The organism is Halomonas sp. HNIBRBA4712 (genome assembly GCF_043558675.1).
Lineage (GTDB): Bacteria > Pseudomonadota > Gammaproteobacteria > Pseudomonadales > Halomonadaceae > Vreelandella.
The window spans coordinates 200,793-219,524 of the sequence record NZ_JBIFXR010000006.1; the positions used below are offsets into that span (position 1 = coordinate 200,793).

Here is an 18,732-nt window from a genome sequence, read left to right on the forward strand (position 1 = left end):
GTTTTTTTATTCAATTAATACGCAATACCCTTTGCAGCGCACAGGGATGTTAGCGCTCATGTATCACAGGAAGAGGCGCCCCGAGCGGTCTCTTCGAGACGGAAGGTGGAACCATGAAGCTACAGCAACTTCGTTATATCTGGGAAGTGAACCGGCACAACCTCAACGTCTCGGCCACGGCTCAAAGCCTCTTCACGTCTCAGCCCGGCATCTCCAAACAAATTCGTCTGCTCGAGGACGAGCTGGGCGTGGAGATCTTTGCGCGAAGCGGCAAGCACCTGACCCGGGTCACGCCGGCGGGGGAGTCGATCATTGCCCTCGCAGGCCAGGTCTTGAAGCTGACCGACAACATCAAACAGGTCGCCCAGGAGCATAGCGACGAGCGCCGCGGCAGTCTTTCGATCGCTACCACCCACACCCAGGCGCGCTACGCGCTGCCGCCGGTGATCGGTGCGTTCACCCAGAAATACCCGGAAGTCGCGCTTCACATGCAGCAGGGCACGCCCAAGCAGATCGCCCAGATGGTCAGCGAGGGGCAGGCGGATTTCGCCATCGCTACCGAGTCGCTTGAGCTTTTCACTGATTTGATTCTGCTGCCGTGCTACCGCTGGAACCGCTGCGTGCTGGTGCCCAAAGCGCACCCGCTGGCCGAACTCGAGGGGCCGCTGACCCTCGAGACGTTGGCTGAACACCCGCTGGTGACCTACGTGTTCGGATTCACCGGCCGCTCCCAGCTCGACGACGCTTTCAAGGCCCAGGGGCTTGTGCCCAACGTGGTGCTCACCGCCGCCGACGCCGACGTGATCAAGACCTACGTGCGTCTTGGCATGGGCGTGGGCATCGTCGCGCACATGGCGGTGGACCCCGAGCTCGACAGCGACCTGGTCGCGCTCGATGCAAGCCATCTATTCGAAAGCTCTACCACCAAGATCGGCATCCGCCGGGGCACCTTCATGCGCGGCTACATGTACGATTTTCTCGCCCGCTTCGCGCCGCATCTGACCCGGGAGCGGGTCGACGAGGCGCTGATCATCGGCCCGCGCCAGGAGCAGGTACTGTTCGACGGCGTCGAACTTCCCGAGTATTAGGCCCCCGCAAAGCCAAAAGGCGCCGACCGCGTAATGCCGTTCAGTTAACCATGGATAGTGCTTGTGGGAGGGAGCTTCAGCTCGCGACGGGTGGCCAAGCCAAGGCACCTGACGGTGCCATTCGCCCGCTGGAGCGGCCTCCCACGGTAGACTAACCAAGCTCAATGGGCAGTCAGATTCCTTAGCTGACTGGCATTACGCCGACCGCGGCGCCTTTTTCGTATCCGCCATGTCTCTGCCGCTTGCGCTAGTGCTGCAGGTGCAGCCCGCACTCGCGTTTCTCTTCCACCTTGGTGGGGTCGAAGTAGTCGAAGTTGTTGGGCAGGTCATGCGCTTGCAGGTACTCGTACATCTGCTTGGCGCTCCAGTGCAGAAGCGGCGCCACTTTCAGCAGGCCGTCGGCGCTTTGGCTCAGCGGCTGCATTTTGGCGCGCTCCGGCGTGTCCTCCGCGCGAAGCGCGGTGAACCAGACATCCGGGCGCATTTCGGCAAGCGCTCGCTCGAAGGGTTCGATCTTCACTTCCTGGGTGAACGCTGCGTGGCGCGGGTCGTCGATGCCCGGCACGGGGCCTTCGAGCGCCTCGCGGTGGGCGCGGGTACGCCTGGGCAGAAAGCTCACGATATTCAGATCGAGCCGCGTGATGATCTCGTCGGCGCAGCGATAGGTCGCCTCGGTGTTGTAGCCGCTGTCCATCCAGACGATCGGGATGTCCGGGCGCACCTGGGTCACCATGTGCAGAATGACCGCCTCGAAGGGGCGAAAGTTGGTGGTGCAGATCGGCCGCTCGCCCTGGCCGAACGCCCACTCGATCAGCGCCTTCGGGTCGTTGGCGTTAGCGCGATTGATCTCTTCCAGTTTGCTGGTCATGCCGTCTCCCGGGTGGATGAGTTCTGGGCCCAACATACCAAACCGTGAGGGCCTGGCCCCAATACCGTTTGGTTTGACTTATATGCTGCTTTTGGGGCGTTTCTGCTCGGATCACGCCAGCGCCTTGATCAGATGGCGGATCTTGTCGAGCGTTTCGGTGTACTCCTCGAAGGCTTCAGAGTCCGCCACCAGGCCGCCGCCGCCCCAGACGTGAAGCTCGCCCCGGTCTGCCACCATCGAGCGAATGGCGATCGAGGTGTCCATGTGGCCGCGTACGTCGACATAGCCAAGGCTTCCGCAGTAGACGCTGCGCTGGCAGGGCTCGAGCTCGTCGATGATCTGCATGGCGCGAATCTTCGGCGCACCGGTGATCGAGCCGCCGGGAAACGCCGCCGCCAACAGCGACAGCGCCGAATGCCCCTCGGCTAGCGTGCCCTGGACCACGCTCACCAGATGGTGCACGTTGGGGTAGCTTTCGAGCGCGCAGAGCGCGGGCACGTGAATGCTACCGGGCCGGCAGACGCGGCCCAGGTCGTTGCGCAAAAGATCCACGATCATCACGTTCTCGGCGCGATCCTTGAGGCTTGCCTGAAGCGCCCTGGCAAGTCGCGCGTCCTCTTCGGGCGTTTCGCCCCGGGCTCGCGTGCCCTTGATCGGGCGGGTTTCGACCTCGCCACTGCGCACCTGAATAAAGCGCTCCGGCGAAAGCGACAGTACCGCCTGCTCGCCCCAGGCCATGTATCCGGCAAACGGGGTCGGGGTGGCGTCGCGCAGGCGCCGGTAGGCCTGCCAGGGGTCACCTTCGAAGGGCGCGCGCAGGCGCTGGGCCAGGTTGATCTGATAGCAGTCGCCGGCGCGAATATAGCGCTGCACCGCATCAAAACGTTCGGTGTAGGCCGCCTGATCGAGCTCGGCCTCGAAGGCGCCGGTCAGGCGAAAGGCGCTTGTTTCATTCGGCGCTGCCTCGAGCCAGCGCTGGGCCTCTGCGCGCCGAGCCTCGCCTGCCACGAGCCAGGCCGTTTGGGTGTGATGATCGAGCGTGATGCACCAGTCGAAGAGCCCCAGGCGCGCAGCGGGAAGCCCGGTGGCGCTTGGGTGGCGGCTCTCGATGCCCAGCTGGTCGCGGCCGAACTCGTAGCTCCAGTAGCCCATAAGCCCGCCGAGAAAAGGGAGTTCGCTTTCCCACGCAGGCCGGGACAGCTGCTCGAGCAGCCACCGTTTCAGCGCGAAGGGGTCGTCGAGCAGGTCGGCGGGCGGGGTGAGCGTGGCGGAGTCAAAGCGCACCGCGCCGTTTGTGTCGATCTCGAGTGTCGCAACCGGGTCGCTGGTTAGAATGTCGAAGCGCCCGCTAACGGCGCGCGGGCGTCCGCTGTCGAGAAGCGTCGCGCCCGGGCGGTGTTTCAGCGCTTCGAAGAGCGCCAGCGGGTCCTGGACGTAGGGAAGGGCGGTTGCGGTGATCGCCGTGCTCATGAATCCATGCCTTGCCGGGTGGGGCGAACATTCTAGTGAGCGCGTTCGTGAGAGGCCAGCGGCGACTCAACATCTTTTCCACGCTGGGCGCATCGCAGGTATCAGGTCGTTTGCGCTGATTGTAGACAGTCGTCAGGAATCCTCATCGGAACTTGCACTAAAGCGCTTCCACTAAAGCGCCAGGGAAATGGCAAAGTGGAGCGGTTGACGCACAATAGCCTGCGGGCTAAAGTGCCGTTATCCCCTTTTCATTGTCGACAATTAGCCATGCGTTCAATCACCCCAGCCGCTTCCCATCCGCTCGAGCGCCCGGCCGAGCCAGCCGCGCCGGAAGTGCGCACCCTCGCCGAGCGGGTATTCCACCAGCTGCAGAGCGCCATCGTGCGCGGCGAGCTGGCGCCGGGTAGCAAGATCACCGAGCCCGGGCTTTCGAAAACCTACGGTATCTCCCGGGGGCCGCTGAGAGAAGCGATGCGCCGGCTCGAGGCGCACCGGCTGATCGAGCGCGTCCCCCACGTCGGCGCCCGGGTGGTCAAGCTCTCGATGAAGGAGCTTCTGGAGCTTTTCGACGTGCGCGAGGCGCTCGAGAGCATGGCCGCGCGGCTCGCCGCCGAGCACATGGGGCCAAAGGAAATCCAGGGGCTGCGCGACGTGCTCGCGGTGCACGAGGGCCAAAGCGATCTACAGCGCGGCGAGGCCTACTACCAGCGCGAAGGCGATCTCGACTTTCACTACCTGATCGTGCAGGGCAGCCACAACAGGATGCTGATGAACCTGCTTTGCGACGATCTTTACTATCTGGTTCGGCTCTACCGCACCCAGTTCAGCGCCAGCGGGGCCCGGCCCCAGCGTGCCTTCGTGGAGCACCACCGCATCGTCGATGCCATCGAGGCGGGAGACGCCGAGCTCTCCGAGCTCTTGATGCGCCGCCACGTCAGCGCCTCCCGCGAGAACGTCGCCGACCGCTACGCCGCGATGCTGGCACACGACCAGCCCGACTCATGACAGGATTTACAGGAGAAACCATGGCCACGCACGCCGCTTCCTCGCTCACTCCCGGCGCCCGCTTTCGCCAGGCGCTGAAGTCCCACTCGCCGCTGCCGATTCTCGGCACCATTAACGCTTATACCGCGCTGATGGCCGAGCGGGTGGGGCACCAGGCGATCTATCTTTCCGGCGGCGGAGTGGCCAACGCCTCCTTCGGGCTGCCGGATCTGGGCATGACCACCATGAACGACGTAGTCGAGGACGCCCACCGCATCTGCGGCGCCACTGACCTTCCGCTGCTGGTGGATATCGATACCGGCTGGGGCGGGGCGTTCAACATCGCTCGCACGATCAGGGAGATGGAGCGCGCAGGCGTTGCTGCGGTGCATATTGAGGATCAGATCGCCCAGAAGCGCTGTGGCCACCGGCCGAACAAGGCGATCGTCTCGCAAGGCGAGATGGTCGATCGTATCAAGGCGGCGGCGGACGCCAAGCGTGACCCGGATTTCTACCTGATCGCGCGCACCGATGCCTTCCAGAAAGAGGGGCTGGACGCCGCCATCGAGCGTGCCAACGCCTGTATCGAGGCCGGCGCCGACGCCATCTTCGCCGAGGCCGTACATAGCCTCGACGACTACCGGGCGTTCTGCTCGCGCATCGACGCGCCGATTCTGGCCAATATCACCGAGTTCGGCGCCACGCCCTTGTTCACCCAGGCCGAGCTGGGTGAGGCGGGCTGCGCGATGGTGCTCTACCCGCTCTCGGCGTTTCGCGCCATGAACGCCGCGGCGCTCAAGGTCTATCAGAGTATTCTGGATAACGGCCATCAGAAGGAGGTCGTCGATACCATGCAGACCCGCGACGAGCTCTACGACTTTCTCAACTACCACGACTTCGAGCAGAAGCTCGACGCGCTGTTCAGCGAGCAGACGCCACGCTGAGCCGAAGACGCTTTTTCATCACCGCGACACCGATTCATAAAAATATCTATAACAATGTGAAGGAGACACACCATGGCTGACAAACCGCTGGCAGGCGCTGGACTTCGCGGGCAGAGCGCGGGCAGCACCGCCCTTTGCACCGTTGGCAAAACCGGCTCCGGGCTCACCTACCGGGGCTTCGACATCAAGGAACTGGCTGAAAAGGCGAAGTTCGAGGAGGTCGCTTATCTACTGTTGAAAGGCAAGCTGCCCAACCAGGCCGAGCTCGACCACTACATCGAAACGCTGAAAAGCCTGCGCGGCTTGCCCTCGGCGCTCAAGACCGTGCTCGAGGAGATCCCGGCGGACGCTCACCCGATGGACGTGATGCGCACCGGCACCTCGATGCTGGGTAATCTCGAAACCGAGGAGAGCTTCGACGAGCAGCAGGACGTGGCGGACCGGCTGCTTGCGGTGCTGCCGTCGATCATCTGCTACTGGTACTGCTTCAGCCACGACGGCGTGCGTATCGATACTGAAACCGACGACGACTCCATCGGCGGGCACTTTCTCAACATGCTGCGCGGCGAGCCGGCATCCGATCTGCACGCCCGGGTGATGAACGTCTCGCTCATCCTCTACGCCGAGCACGAGTTCAACGCTTCGACCTTCACCGCTCGGGTCTGCGCTTCGACGCTCTCCGACATGCACTCCTGCATCACCGGGGCCATCGGCTCGCTGCGAGGCCCGCTGCACGGCGGCGCCAACGAGGCGGCGATGGCGATGATCGAAAACTGGTCCTCCCCTGACGAGGCGGAGCGCGAGATGCTGGGCAAGCTCGAGCGCAAGGAGAAGATCATGGGCTTTGGCCACGCGATCTACCGCGAGTCGGACCCGCGCAACGCGATCATTAAAAAGTGGTCGAAGAAGCTCTCCGAGGACGTCGGCGACACTCGGCTCTACGCGGTCTCCGAGCGCTGCGAGGAGGTCATGTGGCGGGAGAAGAAGCTCTTCTGCAATGCGGACTTCTTCCACGCCAGCGCCTACCACTTCATGGATATTCCGACCAAGCTGTTCACGCCGATCTTCGTCATGTCGCGGCTGACCGGCTGGGCGGCCCACGTATTCGAACAGCGCGCCAACAACCGCATCATTCGCCCGAGCGCCGACTACACCGGCCCGGAGAAGAGCGAGTGGGTGCCGATCGAGAAGCGCGCGTAGGAGGCTTTCATGAACAGCGACTATCGCAAGGCACTGCCCGACGCCTCGATGGGAGGCGAGCCGGTCGATTTCTTCGACGCCCGTCAGGCAATCGAGGATATAACGCCCGGCGCCTACGAAAAACTGCCCTATACCTCCCGCGTACTCGCCGAGCAGCTGGTACGCCGCTGCGAGCCGGCGCTTCTGGTTGATGCGCTTTCCCAGCTCATCGAGCGCCGGCGCGATCTCGACTTTCCCTGGTACCCGGCGCGGGTGGTATGCCACGACATTCTCGGCCAGACCGCCCTGGTCGATCTCGCCGGGCTACGGGATGCCATCGCCGAGCGCGGCGGCGACCCGGCCCAGGTCAACCCGGTGGTGCCGACCCAATTGATCGTCGATCACTCGCTCGCCGTGGAGCATAACGGCGACGACGCTAACGCCTTCGAGAAGAACCGCGAGGTCGAAGAGCGGCGAAACGACGACCGCTTTCACTTCATCAACTGGACGAAGCTCGCCTTCGAAAACGTCGATGTGATTCCGCCGGGCAACGGCATCATGCACCAGATCAATCTGGAGAAGATGTCGCCGGTGGTGCAGTGTCGCCAAATCGATTCCGGCGCAAAGGTGGCCTTTCCGGATACCTGCGTGGGCACCGACAGCCACACGCCGATGGTCGATGCCCTCGGGGTGATCTCGGTGGGTGTAGGCGGGCTCGAGGCGGAGAGCGTGATGCTCGGGCGTGCCTCGATGATGCGCTTGCCGGATATCGTCGGCGTCGAGCTGTCAGGCCGGCTTGCTCCCGGCGTCACCGGCACCGACATGGTGCTGGCGATTACCGAATTTCTGCGCCGCGAGCGGGTGGTCGGGGCGTATCTCGAGTTCTTCGGCGAAGGGGCGGACGCACTCAGCATCGGCGACCGGGCGACGATTTCCAACATGACGCCGGAGTACGGGGCAAGCGCGGCGATGTTCTACATCGACGACCAGACCATCGAGTACTTGAAACTCACCGGCCGCGACGATGAGCAGGTAGCGCTGGTGGAGGCCTACGCCAAGCACACCGGCCTTTGGGCCGATGATCTCAAAAGCGCCGAGTACGAGCGGACGCTGCGCTTCGATCTCTCGAGCGTGACCCGGACGCTTGCCGGGCCGTCTAACCCCCACGCACACCTGCCGACCTCGGAGCTTGCCAGCCGCGGTATCGCGGTGGACTACAAAGCGGCTCAGGAAGATGAGCAGGCGGGAAGACTGCCCGACGGCGCGGTGATCATCGCCGCGATCACCAGCTGCACCAACACCTCCAACCCGCGCAATATGGTGGCGGCGGGGCTGATCGCCCGCAACGCCAACCGGCTGGGGCTACTACGCAAGCCCTGGGTGAAATCGTCGCTGGCGCCGGGCTCGAAAACGGTGAAGATGTATCTAGAGGACGCCGGGCTGATGGCGGAGCTCGAGGCGCTGGGTTTTGGCGTGGTGGGCTACGCCTGCACCACCTGCAACGGCATGTCCGGCTCTCTTGATCCGGCCATTCAGCAGGAGGTCGTCGAGCGCGATCTGTACGCCACGGCGGTGCTCTCCGGCAATCGCAACTTCGACGGGCGTATTCACCCCTACGCCAAGCAGGCGTTTCTGGCCTCGCCGCCGCTGGTGGTGGCCTACGCCATCGCCGGCACCATCCGCTTCGATATCGAGAAGGACGTGCTCGGGGTGGACGACCGCGGCCACCCGATCACGCTCAAGGATATCTGGCCCGACGACAGCGAGATCGACGCCATCGTCAAGGCATCGGTCAAGCCGGAGCAGTTTCGTCAAACCTACATCCCGATGTTCGATCTCGACAAGAGTGGCCGTGCCCCGGTCGACCCGCTCTACGAGTGGCGCCCGCAGAGTACCTATATCCGCCGGCCTCCCTACTGGGAGGGTAATATGGCAGCGGCCCGGGCGCTCAAGGGCATGCGGCCGCTGGCGATCCTGCCGGACAACATCACCACCGACCACCTGTCGCCGTCGAATGCCATCCTGCCGGATAGCGCGGCGGGCGAGTATCTTTTGCACATGGGCCTGCCGGAGGAGGACTTCAACTCCTACGCCACCCACCGGGGTGATCATTTGACCGCCCAGCGGGCGACCTTCGCCAACCCCAAGCTCTACAACGAAATGGCCCTTGATGATGAAGGCCACGTGCGGCAGGGCTCGCTTGCTCGTCTGGAGCCCGAGGGCAAGGTGGTACGCATGTGGGAGGCGATCGAGACCTACATGGCGCGCAGGCAGCCCTTGATCATCATCGCCGGTAACGACTACGGCCAGGGCTCCTCGCGGGACTGGGCGGCCAAGGGCGTGGCGCTCGCCGGGGTCGAGGCGATCGTCGCCGAGGGCTTCGAGCGCATCCACCGCACCAACCTGGTGGGCATGGGGGTGATGCCGCTGCAGTTCGAGCCCGGCACCACGCGCAAGACCCTGGCACTCGACGGCACCGAAGTGTACGACGTGAAGGGCGAGGCCGCCCCGGGGGCGACGCTTTCGCTTGTGATCCACCGCGCCGGGGGCACCGATCGGGTGCCGGTGATCTGCCGGCTCGATACCGCCGAGGAGGTTTCCATTTACTCCGCCGGTGGCGTGCTGCAGCGCTTTGCCAAGGACTTTCTCGAGGCAACGCCGGCCTGATTTGGCGTATATACCCTCATCACTCACGCCCGGCCCAACGCCGGGCGTTTCAGGAGCGATCCCATCATGAGCCCGCAAATCGAGATTCCCGCCACCTACATGCGTGGCGGCACCAGCAAGGGCGTGTTCTTCACGCTCGATGACTTGCCCGAGGCGGCGCGTGCGCCGGGCCCCGCCCGCGACCAATTGCTGCTGCGCCTGATGGGAAGCCCGGACCCGTACGAGAAACAGATCGACGGCATGGGCGGGGCGACATCGAGCACCAGCAAGGCGGTGATTCTTTCGAAAAGTGCGTCCCCCGAGCACGACGTCGATTATCTCTTCGGTCAGGTCGCCATCGACCGACCCTTCGTCGACTGGAGCGGCAACTGCGGCAACCTCTCCGCCGCGGTCGGCCCGTTCGCGATTCGCGCCGGGCTGATCGACCCCGCACGAATTCCCGAGAACGGCGCGGTCGAGGTGCGCATCTGGCAGGCGAATATCGAAAAGACGATCATCGCCCGGGTGCCGATCAGCGCCGGTCGGGTGCAGGAGACCGGCGACTTCGAGCTCGACGGCGTGACCTTTCCCGCCGCCGAGATTCCCGTTGCCTTCGTCGACCCCGCCGACGGCGAGGGCGCGATCTTCCCCACCGGAAATCGGGTCGATTCGCTCGAGGTGCCGGGCGTGGGTACGCTCGAGGCGACAATGATCAACGCGGGCATCCCCACGGTGTTCATCAACGCAAAGGATATCGGCTATACCGGCACCGAGCTTCAGGCGGCGATCAACGCGGACGCCGAGGCGCTGGCCCGCTTCGAAGCGATCCGCGTTCACGCCTCGATCAGGATGGGCCTTGCCGAAAACATCGAGTCGGCCAGCGCGCGCCAGCACACGCCAAAAGTGGCCTTCGTGGCGCCGCCGGCGGGCTATACCGCCTCGAGCGGTCGGCCGGTCGAGGCGCAGCAAATCGATCTGCTGGTGCGGGCGCTTTCCATGGGCAAGCTGCACCACGCCATGATGGGCACTGCGGCGGTAGCGATCGCCTCAGCGGCGGCCATCGAAGGCACGCTGGTCAACCTGGCTGCCGGCGGCGGGGCAGAGCGTGAGTCGGTGACCTTCGGCCACCCGTCGGGTACGCTGCAGGTGGGCGCCAGGGCGAGTTTAGTGGAAGGGCGCTGGCAGATCGACCGGGCGGTGATGAGCCGCAGCGCGCGGGTATTGATGGAAGGGCGGGTGTTCGTGCCGTTGGAGCCGTAGAGCGTCGCAGCGGTAGAACGCAACGATATAAAAAGCGTGCCCCTCGGTTAATGCCGTTCAGTTAGGCTTGGTTGGGGGTTGTGGGAGGGAGCTTCAGCTCGCGACGGGCGGCCAAGCCAAGGCACCTGACGGCGCCATTCGCCCGCTGAAGCGGCCTCCCACATGAGATTTGTGGCCCCTTTTGGTAAGTACATGCCTTAACTGAACGGCATTATGCCCCTCGGTGGCGAAGCCGAGGGGCAGCGGATCAATCTTCGAAGATGATCTGATCTTCCATGCCTTCGACCGTGGCCGAGCCGATACCGCTGACGCGCGTCAGGTCGTCGGCGCTCGTGAATTCGCCGTTGGCGTTGCGCTCTTCGACGATCGCTGCCGCCCGGCTGGGCCCCACACCCGGAAGCTCCGCGAGCAGCTCCTCGTCGGCGGTGTTGACGTTGATCGGCGCCATCGATTGGGCAAGCGCGCCGCCGCCAAGGCTCAAACCGATGCTCAATAGCGCTGCCGTCAGTATCCCTTTTACCATCCGCTGCATAGTCAAACCTCTTTTCAATATGAGTCGTTATTGATATGGAGTCGTTATTGCTGATGCCTGCCGAAGAATGCCTGGTTTTCCTCCGGTACTTCTCAAGCTAGTGGGCCAAAAGAGCGGCTGCCGTGCGCCTACGGCGACATGGGTCGTATGAGATGACTCAGGTTGGGCGCAGAGATCGCTTACACGAAAGCGCGTTGCAAGGCTGATATAATGGCGCGGTTCAAACAAGGAGCGCGCTCGTGGCCACAGATTCCCCCCTTATCATCGCCCTCGACTACCCTTCGCTCGACCAGGCGCTCTGCATGGCGGACCAGCTCGACCCAACCCGCTGCCGGGTCAAGGTGGGCAAGGAGCTTTTCACCCGCAGCGGCCCGGCGGTGCTCGAAGCACTTCACGGGCGCGGCTTCGAGGTGTTTCTCGATCTCAAATTCCACGACATCCCCAACACCGTGGCCAGCGCCGTGCAGGCCGCTGCCGAGCAGGGGGTGTGGATGGTCAACGTTCACGCTTCGGGTGGAGGCGAGATGATGCGCGCCGCCAAGGCACGCCTCGAGGAGCACCGTCTTGCCACCCACCTGATCGCAGTCACAGTGCTGACCAGCATGACCCAGGAGGCGCTTACCCGTACCGGTGTGATCGGCGAGCTCGATGAGCAGGTGCTGCGACTGGCCACGCTGACGCAAGAGAGCGGTTTGAGCGGCGTGGTGTGCTCGGCGCGCGAAGCCTCGACACTCGAAGAGTCGCTGGGCGAGGCGTTTCTGAAAGTGACACCGGGTATCCGCCCGCACTTTGCCGCGAGTAACGACCAGCAGCGCATCATGACGCCGCGCAAGGCATTGGAGTCGGGCAGCACGCACCTGGTCATCGGACGCCCGGTGACTCAGGCACAGGACCCGATGGACGCGCTGGCGAAAATCGAAGCGGAGATCGCCGAGGCTACTCGCCCTCGACGCCGGTGATCGGCTTGACCGTGCCCCAGCGGCGGCAGCTGGGGCACTGCCACACCAATTGGTCGCTGGTGAAGCCGCAGTGGCGGCAGCGGTGGCGCGGGCGCCCCTCCAGCAGGGCACCGGTATGGTGCTTGAGCAGTAAAAGGCGGGTATCCGGCGTGGTCTTGCCCGTCAGGCGTTCGCTTTGCAGGTACAGATCGACCAGGTAGTCGAGCCCGCCCAGACTCGGGGCTTCGCGAAGCCAATGCCCGGTGCGCTCGATGGCGCGATCGACGCCGTCGCGGCGGTGAATCACCTCGCCCAGCGCGATGATCACGCTGGTGTAGGGTGCCTGAAAGAGAAGCCGTTCGAGATGGGCCTCGAAAGCGTCCGGATTGTCCGAGCGCTCGAAGGCGCGCCTGAGCGCCGAAAGCATGGTCGGGATATGGGCGATATCCTGCCCGGGAATGCGCTCCAACCACTCGATGGCGCGGGGGTAGTGGCCGTTTTCCATCTCGAGTTCGGCCAGCATCAGCGTGGCGCGAACGCAGCTCTCGTCCATCTGCAGCGCTTTTTTCAAATGGCGCCTAGCCAGCGGCCGGCTCGACTGCGCAATCTCCTCGGCGGCGAGTTCGCACAGCCAGTGGGCGGCGGGGTGGCGCATGGCGGGCTGCTGCTTGATGAACGGGCCGACGATATCCAGCGCCTCCTGCCACTCGCGCTCGCGGTCGAGCAGATCGAGCAGCAGGCGCTTGGCGGCCAGTCGACGAGCTTCGTCCGAACTTTGAGCCAGCAGGGTTTTCAACAGCCGCTGGGCGCGGTCGTGAACGCCGAGGGCGATGAAATCCTGAGCGAGTTCGAGCTGGATGTGTTCGTTGATCGCAGTAGAGAGTGCAGGGCGGGCGAGCAGGTTCTGATGGATGCTGACGGCCTTGGTGGCCTCGCCGCGGGCGCGAAAGAGCTTGCCTAGCGCAATATGCGTCTCGACGGTATCGCTGTTGACGTCGAGGGCGTTGATGAAGGTGTTGATCGCTTCATCGGGCTGCTCGTTGAGCAGGTAGTTGAGCCCGACGAAGTACTCTTTGGAGAGCGCCGGCGCTTTGGCGGCGGGGCGGTAGGGCCAGCGTTTGGCGCGATAGCGCACGCCCAGCCCGAAACCGATAACGACAGCGGCCAGCAGTAGTCCCAGCAGCAGCGCGGCGTCGTGCATTTACGCCAGTTCCTTGAACTCCTGGGTGCGTAGCCGATCGAGCTCTTTTTGCTGATGCCGGTTATGGCGCTCGCTACGCGCCAGGCGCGTTTTCAATCGGATGTACACTCCCAGCATCGCCAGCATCCCCAGAATCACGCCGAAGGTCAGCGTGGCCAGCAGCCATACCGAGAGCGACACCGGCGGCAGTTCGGTCCAGATCAGATTCAGGGCCACGGCCTGCTGGTTGTTCACGGCGAACAGGATACCGACCAGCAGCACCACCAGTAACACAATGGCTAGTAAAAGCCCTTTGATCCAACGCATGAGCATGTCCCGATTCGTGACGTAAAAGATGGCTCTATTGTGTATGAGTCGGGCCGCGACGTCACCCCCGGCGTCGCGCGATCAATCGGTTACCGCGCCCGGTGTTCGTTTCGGCTCGATCAATATCCCAGCGCCCGGCTGGCGTCGACCTGCTCGCGAAGCTCCTTGCCCGGCTTGAAGTGGGGCACGTACTTGCCCTCGAGATCCACCGGGTCGCCGGTCTTGGGATTGCGCCCTACGCGCGGCTCGCGGTAGTGCAGCGAAAAGCTGCCGAAGCCGCGGATCTCGACCCGCCCGCCGCTGGAGAGAGCGTCGGTCATATCGTCCAGGATAATGCGCACCGCCGTTTCGACTTCCTTGGCGGACAGCTCCGGTTGACGCATCGCGATTTGTTCGATTAATTCAGATTTGGTCATCGGTTGGCTCCCTGCAAACGTTAAAGGTCGTGTGGGCTAACGGCCGAAATAACATCCACGTCAGCATACTGCGCATTGCGTGATAAAACAATTTATAGAAAACAAGGTCCTAGCACGAATAACAGCATAGGCGAAGCGGGGCTGTGGCGCGACTGTTTCGCTCAGGTATACTGACTTTTCATTTACGAATTTCCCGAGGTTCACGTTGCGCGACGACACTTCCCCGGAGGCCATACTCCGTAAACGGCTTTACTGGCACTCACGCCGCGGCATGTGGGAGCTGGATCTGCTCTTGATTCCTTTTCTGGAGCAGCGCTTCGATACGCTCTCACAAGAAGATCAGGTGCTCTATCAACGCCTGATCGAGGAGGAGGACCAGGATCTGTTCGTGTGGCTGATGCACCGCGAGTGGCCCAGTGACCCGGACCTTCGTCGTCTGGTCAAGATGATCGTCGAGCATGCCGAAACCACCGATAACAGTGCCTATCGCACGCTCTAGCTACCCCTGCGTGATCCAGGCCCTGTTGGCGGCGGGGCTGATACTGGTCAGTCTCTCCTTTCTGGCAGCGGGGTGGCTCTTGGTGCTGTTACCCGCCGCGCTTTTGCTGATCGCGCGGCAGTGTTGGCGCCAGCCCACGGGCACGCTCGTGGTACAGCAAAAAGGAGAAGCGCTTTTCGCGCGCTGGCAGCACCCTATGAGTGATCCGGGGGATGAATTGCCGGTGCGCTGTCACTACCTGGGCCCTTGGCTTCTGGGGCTCGAGATCGGGTCGAGAAGAGTCTGGCTCTGGCCGGATAGCCTGCCGGACGAGATGCACCGCGAGCTGCGCCGACGGCTACACCGGCCGGGCCGCTAAGCAAATCACGAGGAATTGGAAAAATTGAACGGTGGCATCGTGAGCTCGAGAAATTCGGCCTGAGTGCCTGGCAGGGGAGAAGCGAGGGAAACGAATGGTGCCCGGAGCCGGACTTGAACCGGCACGGGGTTACCCCCGAGAGATTTTAAGTCTCTTGCGTCTACCGATTTCGCCATCCGGGCAAAAAGCGGCGCTCGAGAGGAAGTGCATTGAGCGCGGCCTTGAAATATGGAGGCTGGAGTCGGAATCGAACCGGCGTACACGGAGTTGCAGTCCGCTGCATAACCACTCTGCCATCCAGCCTAAGAGTCGATGGAGCGGGAAAGGAGATTTGATCGGACTGGCGTTCCAGCTCACGACCCACTGACTGATCCTGCTGCCTATCTCACAAGTCATAATGGAGCGGGAAAGGAGATTCGAACTCCCGACCCTCGCCTTGGCAAGGCGATGCTCTACCACTGAGCTATTCCCGCTTGACTCGAGGCCGAATTATACGCACTGGCGCGGGCTTGTCAATGACGAAATGGCCAGCGCGTACAATAAGATACCTCAATTGCTCAAACGGTACCCGACACAGGCTTACATCGACCGGCTAAGGTGCGGCCAAGCGGCGCGCAGGTACTGAAACATCGACCAGAGCGTCAGAATCGCCGCTACATAGAGAATCACCACACCAATGAGCGACGCCGCGTTACCCGGAGGAAAGGCGAGCAGTACCAGAAGGGCCACCATCTGCAGCGTGGTCTTGAGCTTACCGATCCAGGAGACCGCGACCATGCCCCGCTTGCCCATTTCCGCCATCCACTCACGCAGCGCCGAAATCACGATCTCGCGCCCGATGATCACCAGCGCCGGCAGCGTTAGCAGGGCGGTATCGAAGCGCTCGATCAGAAGCGCCAGCGCCACCGCCACCATCAGCTTGTCCGCCACCGGGTCGAGAAAGGCGCCGAAGGGCGTCGACTGGTTCCACAGACGCGCCAGGTAGCCGTCCAACCAGTCGGTGATCGACGCCAGCGCGAAAAGCCCCGCCGCCAGCGGCATGCTCCAGCTATAGGGCAGGTAGAAAAGGAGCACCAGAAGCGGAATGAACACGATTCTAGCCAGAGTCAATATGTTGGGTATATTCATCGCAGGGCGCGATCCTTGCCGGAGAATCAGAAAGTCAAACGTGTGCGGGACTATTCTATCCGCCTTGAGGCGCGGCATCCATGCCGCAAACGCCTTTATCCATTGAGCGCCTGATGAATCGTGGCAGCCATGGTGGCGCTGATCCCCGGTACGCGCGCAAGCTCGTCCTGGCTCGCTTTCAATACGCCCTGAAGTCCGCCGAAAAAGCGCAAAAGCTCGCGGCGACGTTTGGGGCCTACGCCGGGAATATCCTGCAGGGTCGATGTGCGACGGGCCTTGTCGCGCTGAGCGCGGTGGCCGGCGATAGCGAAGCGGTGCGACTCGTCGCGAATGTGCTGGATCAGGTGTAGCGCCGGCGAGGCCGGGTCCAACGGCAGTGGGTTGTCGCTGGTTTCAAGAAACAACGTTTCAAGCCCCGCTTTGCGCGTGGTGCCCTTGGCCACGCCCAATAAGGCGATGCCTTCGACCTCGAGTTCTGCGATCACGCCGCGGGCCATATTGAGCTGCCCCTTGCCGCCGTCGACGATCAGGATGTCCGGTGCGCGCGCCTCGCCGCTTTTGACCCGCTTCAAGCGTCGGGTCAGCGCCTGCTGCATGGCAGCGTAATCGTCTCCAGCCGCCACTCCCTCGATCTTGAAATGACGGTAGTCGCCCTTGCGCGGTCCTTGCTGGTCGAATACTACGCAGGACGCGACGGTCGCCTCGCCCTGGCTGTGGCTGATGTCGAAACACTCGAGCCGTTCGGGCGGGTGCTCGAGCCCCAGCGCCTTCTGCAGCGACTCGAAGCGCGCCATGAGCTGCGTCTTGCTGGCCAGCTGCGCGGCGAGCTGCTGTTCGGCGTTGGTCATGGCGAGCTTTTGCCACTGGGCCCGGTGGCCGCGTACCTGGTGGGCCACCCGCACTTTTTTTCCCGCCTTTTCGCTGAGGGCGTTAGCGATCAGCTGGCTGTCGTCCAGCGCGTGGCTGGTGATGACTTCGGCGGGTACGTTGTGCGGCTGGCCGAAGTAGTACTGGCTGACGACCTCGGTCAGCAGCATTTCATCGGAAAGCTCCAGGTCGTTTTTCGGCGTGTGGTGGCGCGCGCCCAAAAGCCGGCCGTCGCGAATGCTCATGATCGACACGCCCTGGGCGCCGGGGCGGTGGGCGAGGGCGAAGATGTCGGCGTCGCCGCTTTCGTTGTCGACGAATTGGCGCTGCTGAAGCTGTCTGAGCCTCGAGATCTGGTCGCGAAGCCGCCCGGCTTCCTCGAAGTCGAGCGCCTGGCTCGCCGTTTCCATATCGCGGCTGAGCGCCTCGGTGACGCTGTCGCTCTTGCCCTCAAGACACATCACCGCGTGCTCGACATCGCGGTGGTATTCCTCCTGGGAGATGTAGCCCACGCAGGGCGCGCTGCAGCGGTCGATCTGGTACTGCAGGCAGGGCCGGGTGCGGTGGGCGAACACGCTGTCCTCGCAGTTGCGAATGCGAAAGATCTTCTGCATCAGCGCCAGGCTCTCCTTGACCGCGCCGCTGCTCGGGTAGGGGCCCAGGTAGCGCCCGCCTTCGCGGCGCTGGCGCGCGCGCTTGTACTCCAGCGCCGGGTAGGCGTGGCGGTCGGTAACGAACACGAACGGGTAGGATTTATCGTCGCGCAGCAGAGTGTTGTAGGGCGGGCGCAGCTCCTTGATCAGCGTCTGTTCGAGCAGCAGCGCCTCGGTTTCGGTGCGGGTAACGGTGACTTGCACATCGGCGATACGTGCCACCATCGCCTGGGTCTTGGCGTTCAACTGGCCGCGAAAATAGCTCGCCAGGCGCGCCTTGAGCCGCTTCGCCTTGCCAACGTAGAGCGTGTTTTGCTGGTCGTCGAGCATGCGATAAACACCGGGCGAGGTGCTCACCGAGCTTAAAAACTGCTTGGCGTCGAAAGTCATAAAGCGCTTGGTTCTGCGTGGGCGGGAAGAGGATGTTAGGCCGATCCCAGGCGCGCGTCAAAACCATCGACCAGCCCGTAGCGAAGCGCCAAATGGGTCAGCTCCACGTCACTTGCCACCGCCAGTTTGTCGAACAGCCGATAGCGGTAGGTGTTCACCGTTTTGGGGCTCAGGTGCAGACGATCGGAGATATCCTGAACGCGCTGGCAGTTGACGATCATCAGCGCGATCTGAAGCTCTCGGGCGGAGAGCTGGCTAAAGGGATTCTCTTCCTCGGTGAAATGAGCCAGCGCCAGGCGTTGGGCGATCTCCTGGCTGACGTAGCGCCGCCCGTCGGCGACCTGGCGGATCGCCTCGATCATCTCGTAAGCGTCAGCGCTCTTGCTCAAAAAGCCGGAGGCGCCGGCGTCGAGCAGGCGGCGCAGAATGCTGTCTTCCATGTAGGCGGTCAGAATCAGCACGTGCACGCTTTTCATGCTGCGGCAGATGCGCCGTGTCGCCTCGAGCCCGCCGATGCCGGGCATGCGGATGTCCATGAGCACCAGGTTCGGCTTGTGCTGACGACAAAGCGCCACCGCATTCTCGCCGTCGGTGGCTTCGCCGACGATGGTGATGTCGTGCTCTTCGCCCAGAAAGTGCGCGATACTGGTCCGTACCAGGTGATGGTCATCGGCGATGAGAACGTTGATCATGCGAGTTGCTCCTGTAAACATGCGCACACATGCGTGGGCATCGGCTGCATGTCGCCTAGAGTGCCATAGCTCAGGCCAAAGGAGAATTAGTAGCTTCAAATTGAGGTCTGGGCTTGACCCGGCTCAATTTCTGACTTAGTATTCGCCCCTCACTCAGGCAGACATTGCCGGGTCAGGGGCCTTAGCTCAGCTGGGAGAGCGCAACACTGGCAGTGTTGAGGTCAGCGGTTCGATCCCGCTAGGCTCCACCAATTTCAAAAAAAGCTCCGTCGACCACGGAGCTTTTTTTATGCCTTGTGTTTATCCCGCCATC

Annotated in this window: 18 protein-coding genes and 4 tRNA genes; 10 read left to right on the forward strand and 12 right to left on the reverse strand. The window is 63.1% G+C overall.

What is annotated here, in order from left to right; all coding sequences use genetic code 11:
• The first annotated feature begins 113 nt into the window (after nucleotides 1-113).
• Nucleotides 114-1,088, forward strand: coding sequence for an HTH-type transcriptional regulator CysB (cysB, locus tag ACGK9R_RS13180; protein ID WP_394581947.1), 975 nt, complete (start codon nucleotides 114-116; stop codon nucleotides 1,086-1,088).
• Between the two features lie 247 nt (nucleotides 1,089-1,335).
• Here the strand turns inward: cysB and ACGK9R_RS13185 are convergent, their stop codons facing one another.
• Complete coding sequence (locus ACGK9R_RS13185; protein ID WP_394581949.1) at nucleotides 1,336-1,956, reverse strand: phosphoadenosine phosphosulfate reductase family protein; 621 nt, start codon at nucleotides 1,954-1,956, stop codon at nucleotides 1,336-1,338.
• Nucleotides 1,957-2,067: 111 nt separating this feature from the next.
• Nucleotides 2,068-3,426 (reverse strand): aminodeoxychorismate synthase component I, encoded by a 1,359-nt coding sequence (gene pabB, locus ACGK9R_RS13190; protein WP_394581952.1) that lies wholly within the window; start codon nucleotides 3,424-3,426, stop codon nucleotides 2,068-2,070.
• A 267-nt stretch (nucleotides 3,427-3,693) separates the two neighbouring features.
• On the opposite strand from pabB, the gene ACGK9R_RS13195 reads away from it, so the two are divergent.
• From ACGK9R_RS13195 to prpF, 5 genes are all read left to right on the forward strand, one after another.
• On the forward strand, nucleotides 3,694-4,431 hold the full coding sequence (locus tag ACGK9R_RS13195) for a GntR family transcriptional regulator (RefSeq protein ID WP_394581954.1): 738 nt from the start codon (nucleotides 3,694-3,696) through the stop codon (nucleotides 4,429-4,431).
• Nucleotides 4,432-4,451: 20 nt separating this feature from the next.
• Entirely contained in the window at nucleotides 4,452-5,354 is a 903-nt protein-coding gene (prpB, locus tag ACGK9R_RS13200; RefSeq protein ID WP_394581955.1) for a methylisocitrate lyase, read from the forward strand.
• Nucleotides 5,355-5,426: 72 nt separating this feature from the next.
• Entirely contained in the window at nucleotides 5,427-6,554 is a 1,128-nt protein-coding gene (gene prpC / locus ACGK9R_RS13205) for a 2-methylcitrate synthase (protein ID WP_394581957.1), read from the forward strand.
• A gap of 9 nt (nucleotides 6,555-6,563) precedes the next feature.
• Nucleotides 6,564-9,200 (forward strand): Fe/S-dependent 2-methylisocitrate dehydratase AcnD, encoded by a 2,637-nt coding sequence (gene acnD / locus ACGK9R_RS13210; protein ID WP_394581959.1) that lies wholly within the window; start codon nucleotides 6,564-6,566, stop codon nucleotides 9,198-9,200.
• Between the two features lie 66 nt (nucleotides 9,201-9,266).
• Nucleotides 9,267-10,439: a 2-methylaconitate cis-trans isomerase PrpF gene (gene prpF / locus ACGK9R_RS13215; RefSeq protein WP_394581961.1), complete on the forward strand. Its 1,173-nt coding sequence runs from the start codon at nucleotides 9,267-9,269 to the stop codon at nucleotides 10,437-10,439.
• Between the two features lie 247 nt (nucleotides 10,440-10,686).
• On the opposite strand, the gene ACGK9R_RS13220 is transcribed toward prpF, so the two are convergent.
• Nucleotides 10,687-10,971 (reverse strand): ComEA family DNA-binding protein, encoded by a 285-nt coding sequence (locus tag ACGK9R_RS13220; RefSeq protein ID WP_394581963.1) that lies wholly within the window; start codon nucleotides 10,969-10,971, stop codon nucleotides 10,687-10,689.
• A 239-nt stretch (nucleotides 10,972-11,210) separates the two neighbouring features.
• Here ACGK9R_RS13220 and pyrF point away from each other — a divergent pair, with 239 nt between their 5' ends.
• A complete protein-coding gene (gene pyrF / locus ACGK9R_RS13225) occupies nucleotides 11,211-11,930 on the forward strand; it encodes an orotidine-5'-phosphate decarboxylase (protein WP_394581965.1) in 720 nt (239 codons plus the stop codon).
• On the opposite strand, the gene lapB is transcribed toward pyrF, so the two are convergent.
• The 3 genes from lapB to ACGK9R_RS13240 all read right to left on the reverse strand — a co-directional run bounded on the left by lapB (nucleotide 11,908) and on the right by ACGK9R_RS13240 (nucleotide 13,832).
• Entirely contained in the window at nucleotides 11,908-13,110 is a 1,203-nt protein-coding gene (gene lapB / locus ACGK9R_RS13230; RefSeq protein WP_394581968.1) for a lipopolysaccharide assembly protein LapB, read from the reverse strand. The genes pyrF and lapB overlap by 23 nt on opposite strands.
• Entirely contained in the window at nucleotides 13,111-13,416 is a 306-nt protein-coding gene (locus ACGK9R_RS13235) for a lipopolysaccharide assembly protein LapA domain-containing protein (RefSeq protein WP_394581970.1), read from the reverse strand.
• A gap of 119 nt (nucleotides 13,417-13,535) precedes the next feature.
• Complete coding sequence (locus tag ACGK9R_RS13240) at nucleotides 13,536-13,832, reverse strand: integration host factor subunit beta (RefSeq protein WP_227389250.1); 297 nt, start codon at nucleotides 13,830-13,832, stop codon at nucleotides 13,536-13,538.
• Between the two features lie 205 nt (nucleotides 13,833-14,037).
• On the opposite strand from ACGK9R_RS13240, the gene ACGK9R_RS13245 reads away from it, so the two are divergent.
• Nucleotides 14,038-14,331 carry a succinate dehydrogenase assembly factor 2 gene (locus ACGK9R_RS13245; RefSeq protein ID WP_394581972.1) on the forward strand — a complete coding sequence of 98 codons (294 nt, stop codon included), beginning with the start codon at nucleotides 14,038-14,040 and terminating at the stop codon, nucleotides 14,329-14,331.
• Nucleotides 14,312-14,689: a hypothetical protein gene (locus ACGK9R_RS13250; RefSeq protein WP_394581974.1), complete on the forward strand. Its 378-nt coding sequence runs from the start codon at nucleotides 14,312-14,314 to the stop codon at nucleotides 14,687-14,689. The genes ACGK9R_RS13245 and ACGK9R_RS13250 overlap by 20 nt, the downstream gene beginning before the upstream one ends.
• Nucleotides 14,690-14,784: 95 nt before the next feature.
• On the opposite strand, the gene ACGK9R_RS13255 is transcribed toward ACGK9R_RS13250, so the two are convergent.
• The 6 genes from ACGK9R_RS13255 to uvrY all read right to left on the reverse strand — a co-directional run bounded on the left by ACGK9R_RS13255 (nucleotide 14,785) and on the right by uvrY (nucleotide 18,419).
• Nucleotides 14,785-14,871 (reverse strand) — tRNA-Leu (locus ACGK9R_RS13255).
• A gap of 47 nt (nucleotides 14,872-14,918) precedes the next feature.
• A tRNA-Cys gene (locus tag ACGK9R_RS13260) sits at nucleotides 14,919-14,992 on the reverse strand.
• A 95-nt stretch (nucleotides 14,993-15,087) separates the two neighbouring features.
• Nucleotides 15,088-15,162, reverse strand: a tRNA-Gly gene (locus ACGK9R_RS13265).
• A gap of 106 nt (nucleotides 15,163-15,268) precedes the next feature.
• A complete protein-coding gene (pgsA, locus tag ACGK9R_RS13270; protein WP_394581976.1) occupies nucleotides 15,269-15,817 on the reverse strand; it encodes a CDP-diacylglycerol--glycerol-3-phosphate 3-phosphatidyltransferase in 549 nt (182 codons plus the stop codon).
• A gap of 95 nt (nucleotides 15,818-15,912) precedes the next feature.
• On the reverse strand, nucleotides 15,913-17,727 hold the full coding sequence (uvrC, locus tag ACGK9R_RS13275) for an excinuclease ABC subunit UvrC (protein ID WP_394581978.1): 1,815 nt from the start codon (nucleotides 17,725-17,727) through the stop codon (nucleotides 15,913-15,915).
• Between the two features lie 35 nt (nucleotides 17,728-17,762).
• Nucleotides 17,763-18,419, reverse strand: a complete 657-nt coding sequence (gene uvrY, locus ACGK9R_RS13280; RefSeq protein ID WP_394581980.1) for a UvrY/SirA/GacA family response regulator transcription factor — start codon at nucleotides 18,417-18,419, stop codon at nucleotides 17,763-17,765.
• A 175-nt stretch (nucleotides 18,420-18,594) separates the two neighbouring features.
• Between uvrY and ACGK9R_RS13285 the strand changes: the two genes are divergently transcribed.
• Nucleotides 18,595-18,670, forward strand: a tRNA-Ala gene (locus ACGK9R_RS13285).
• The last annotated feature ends 62 nt before the right edge of the window (nucleotides 18,671-18,732 follow it).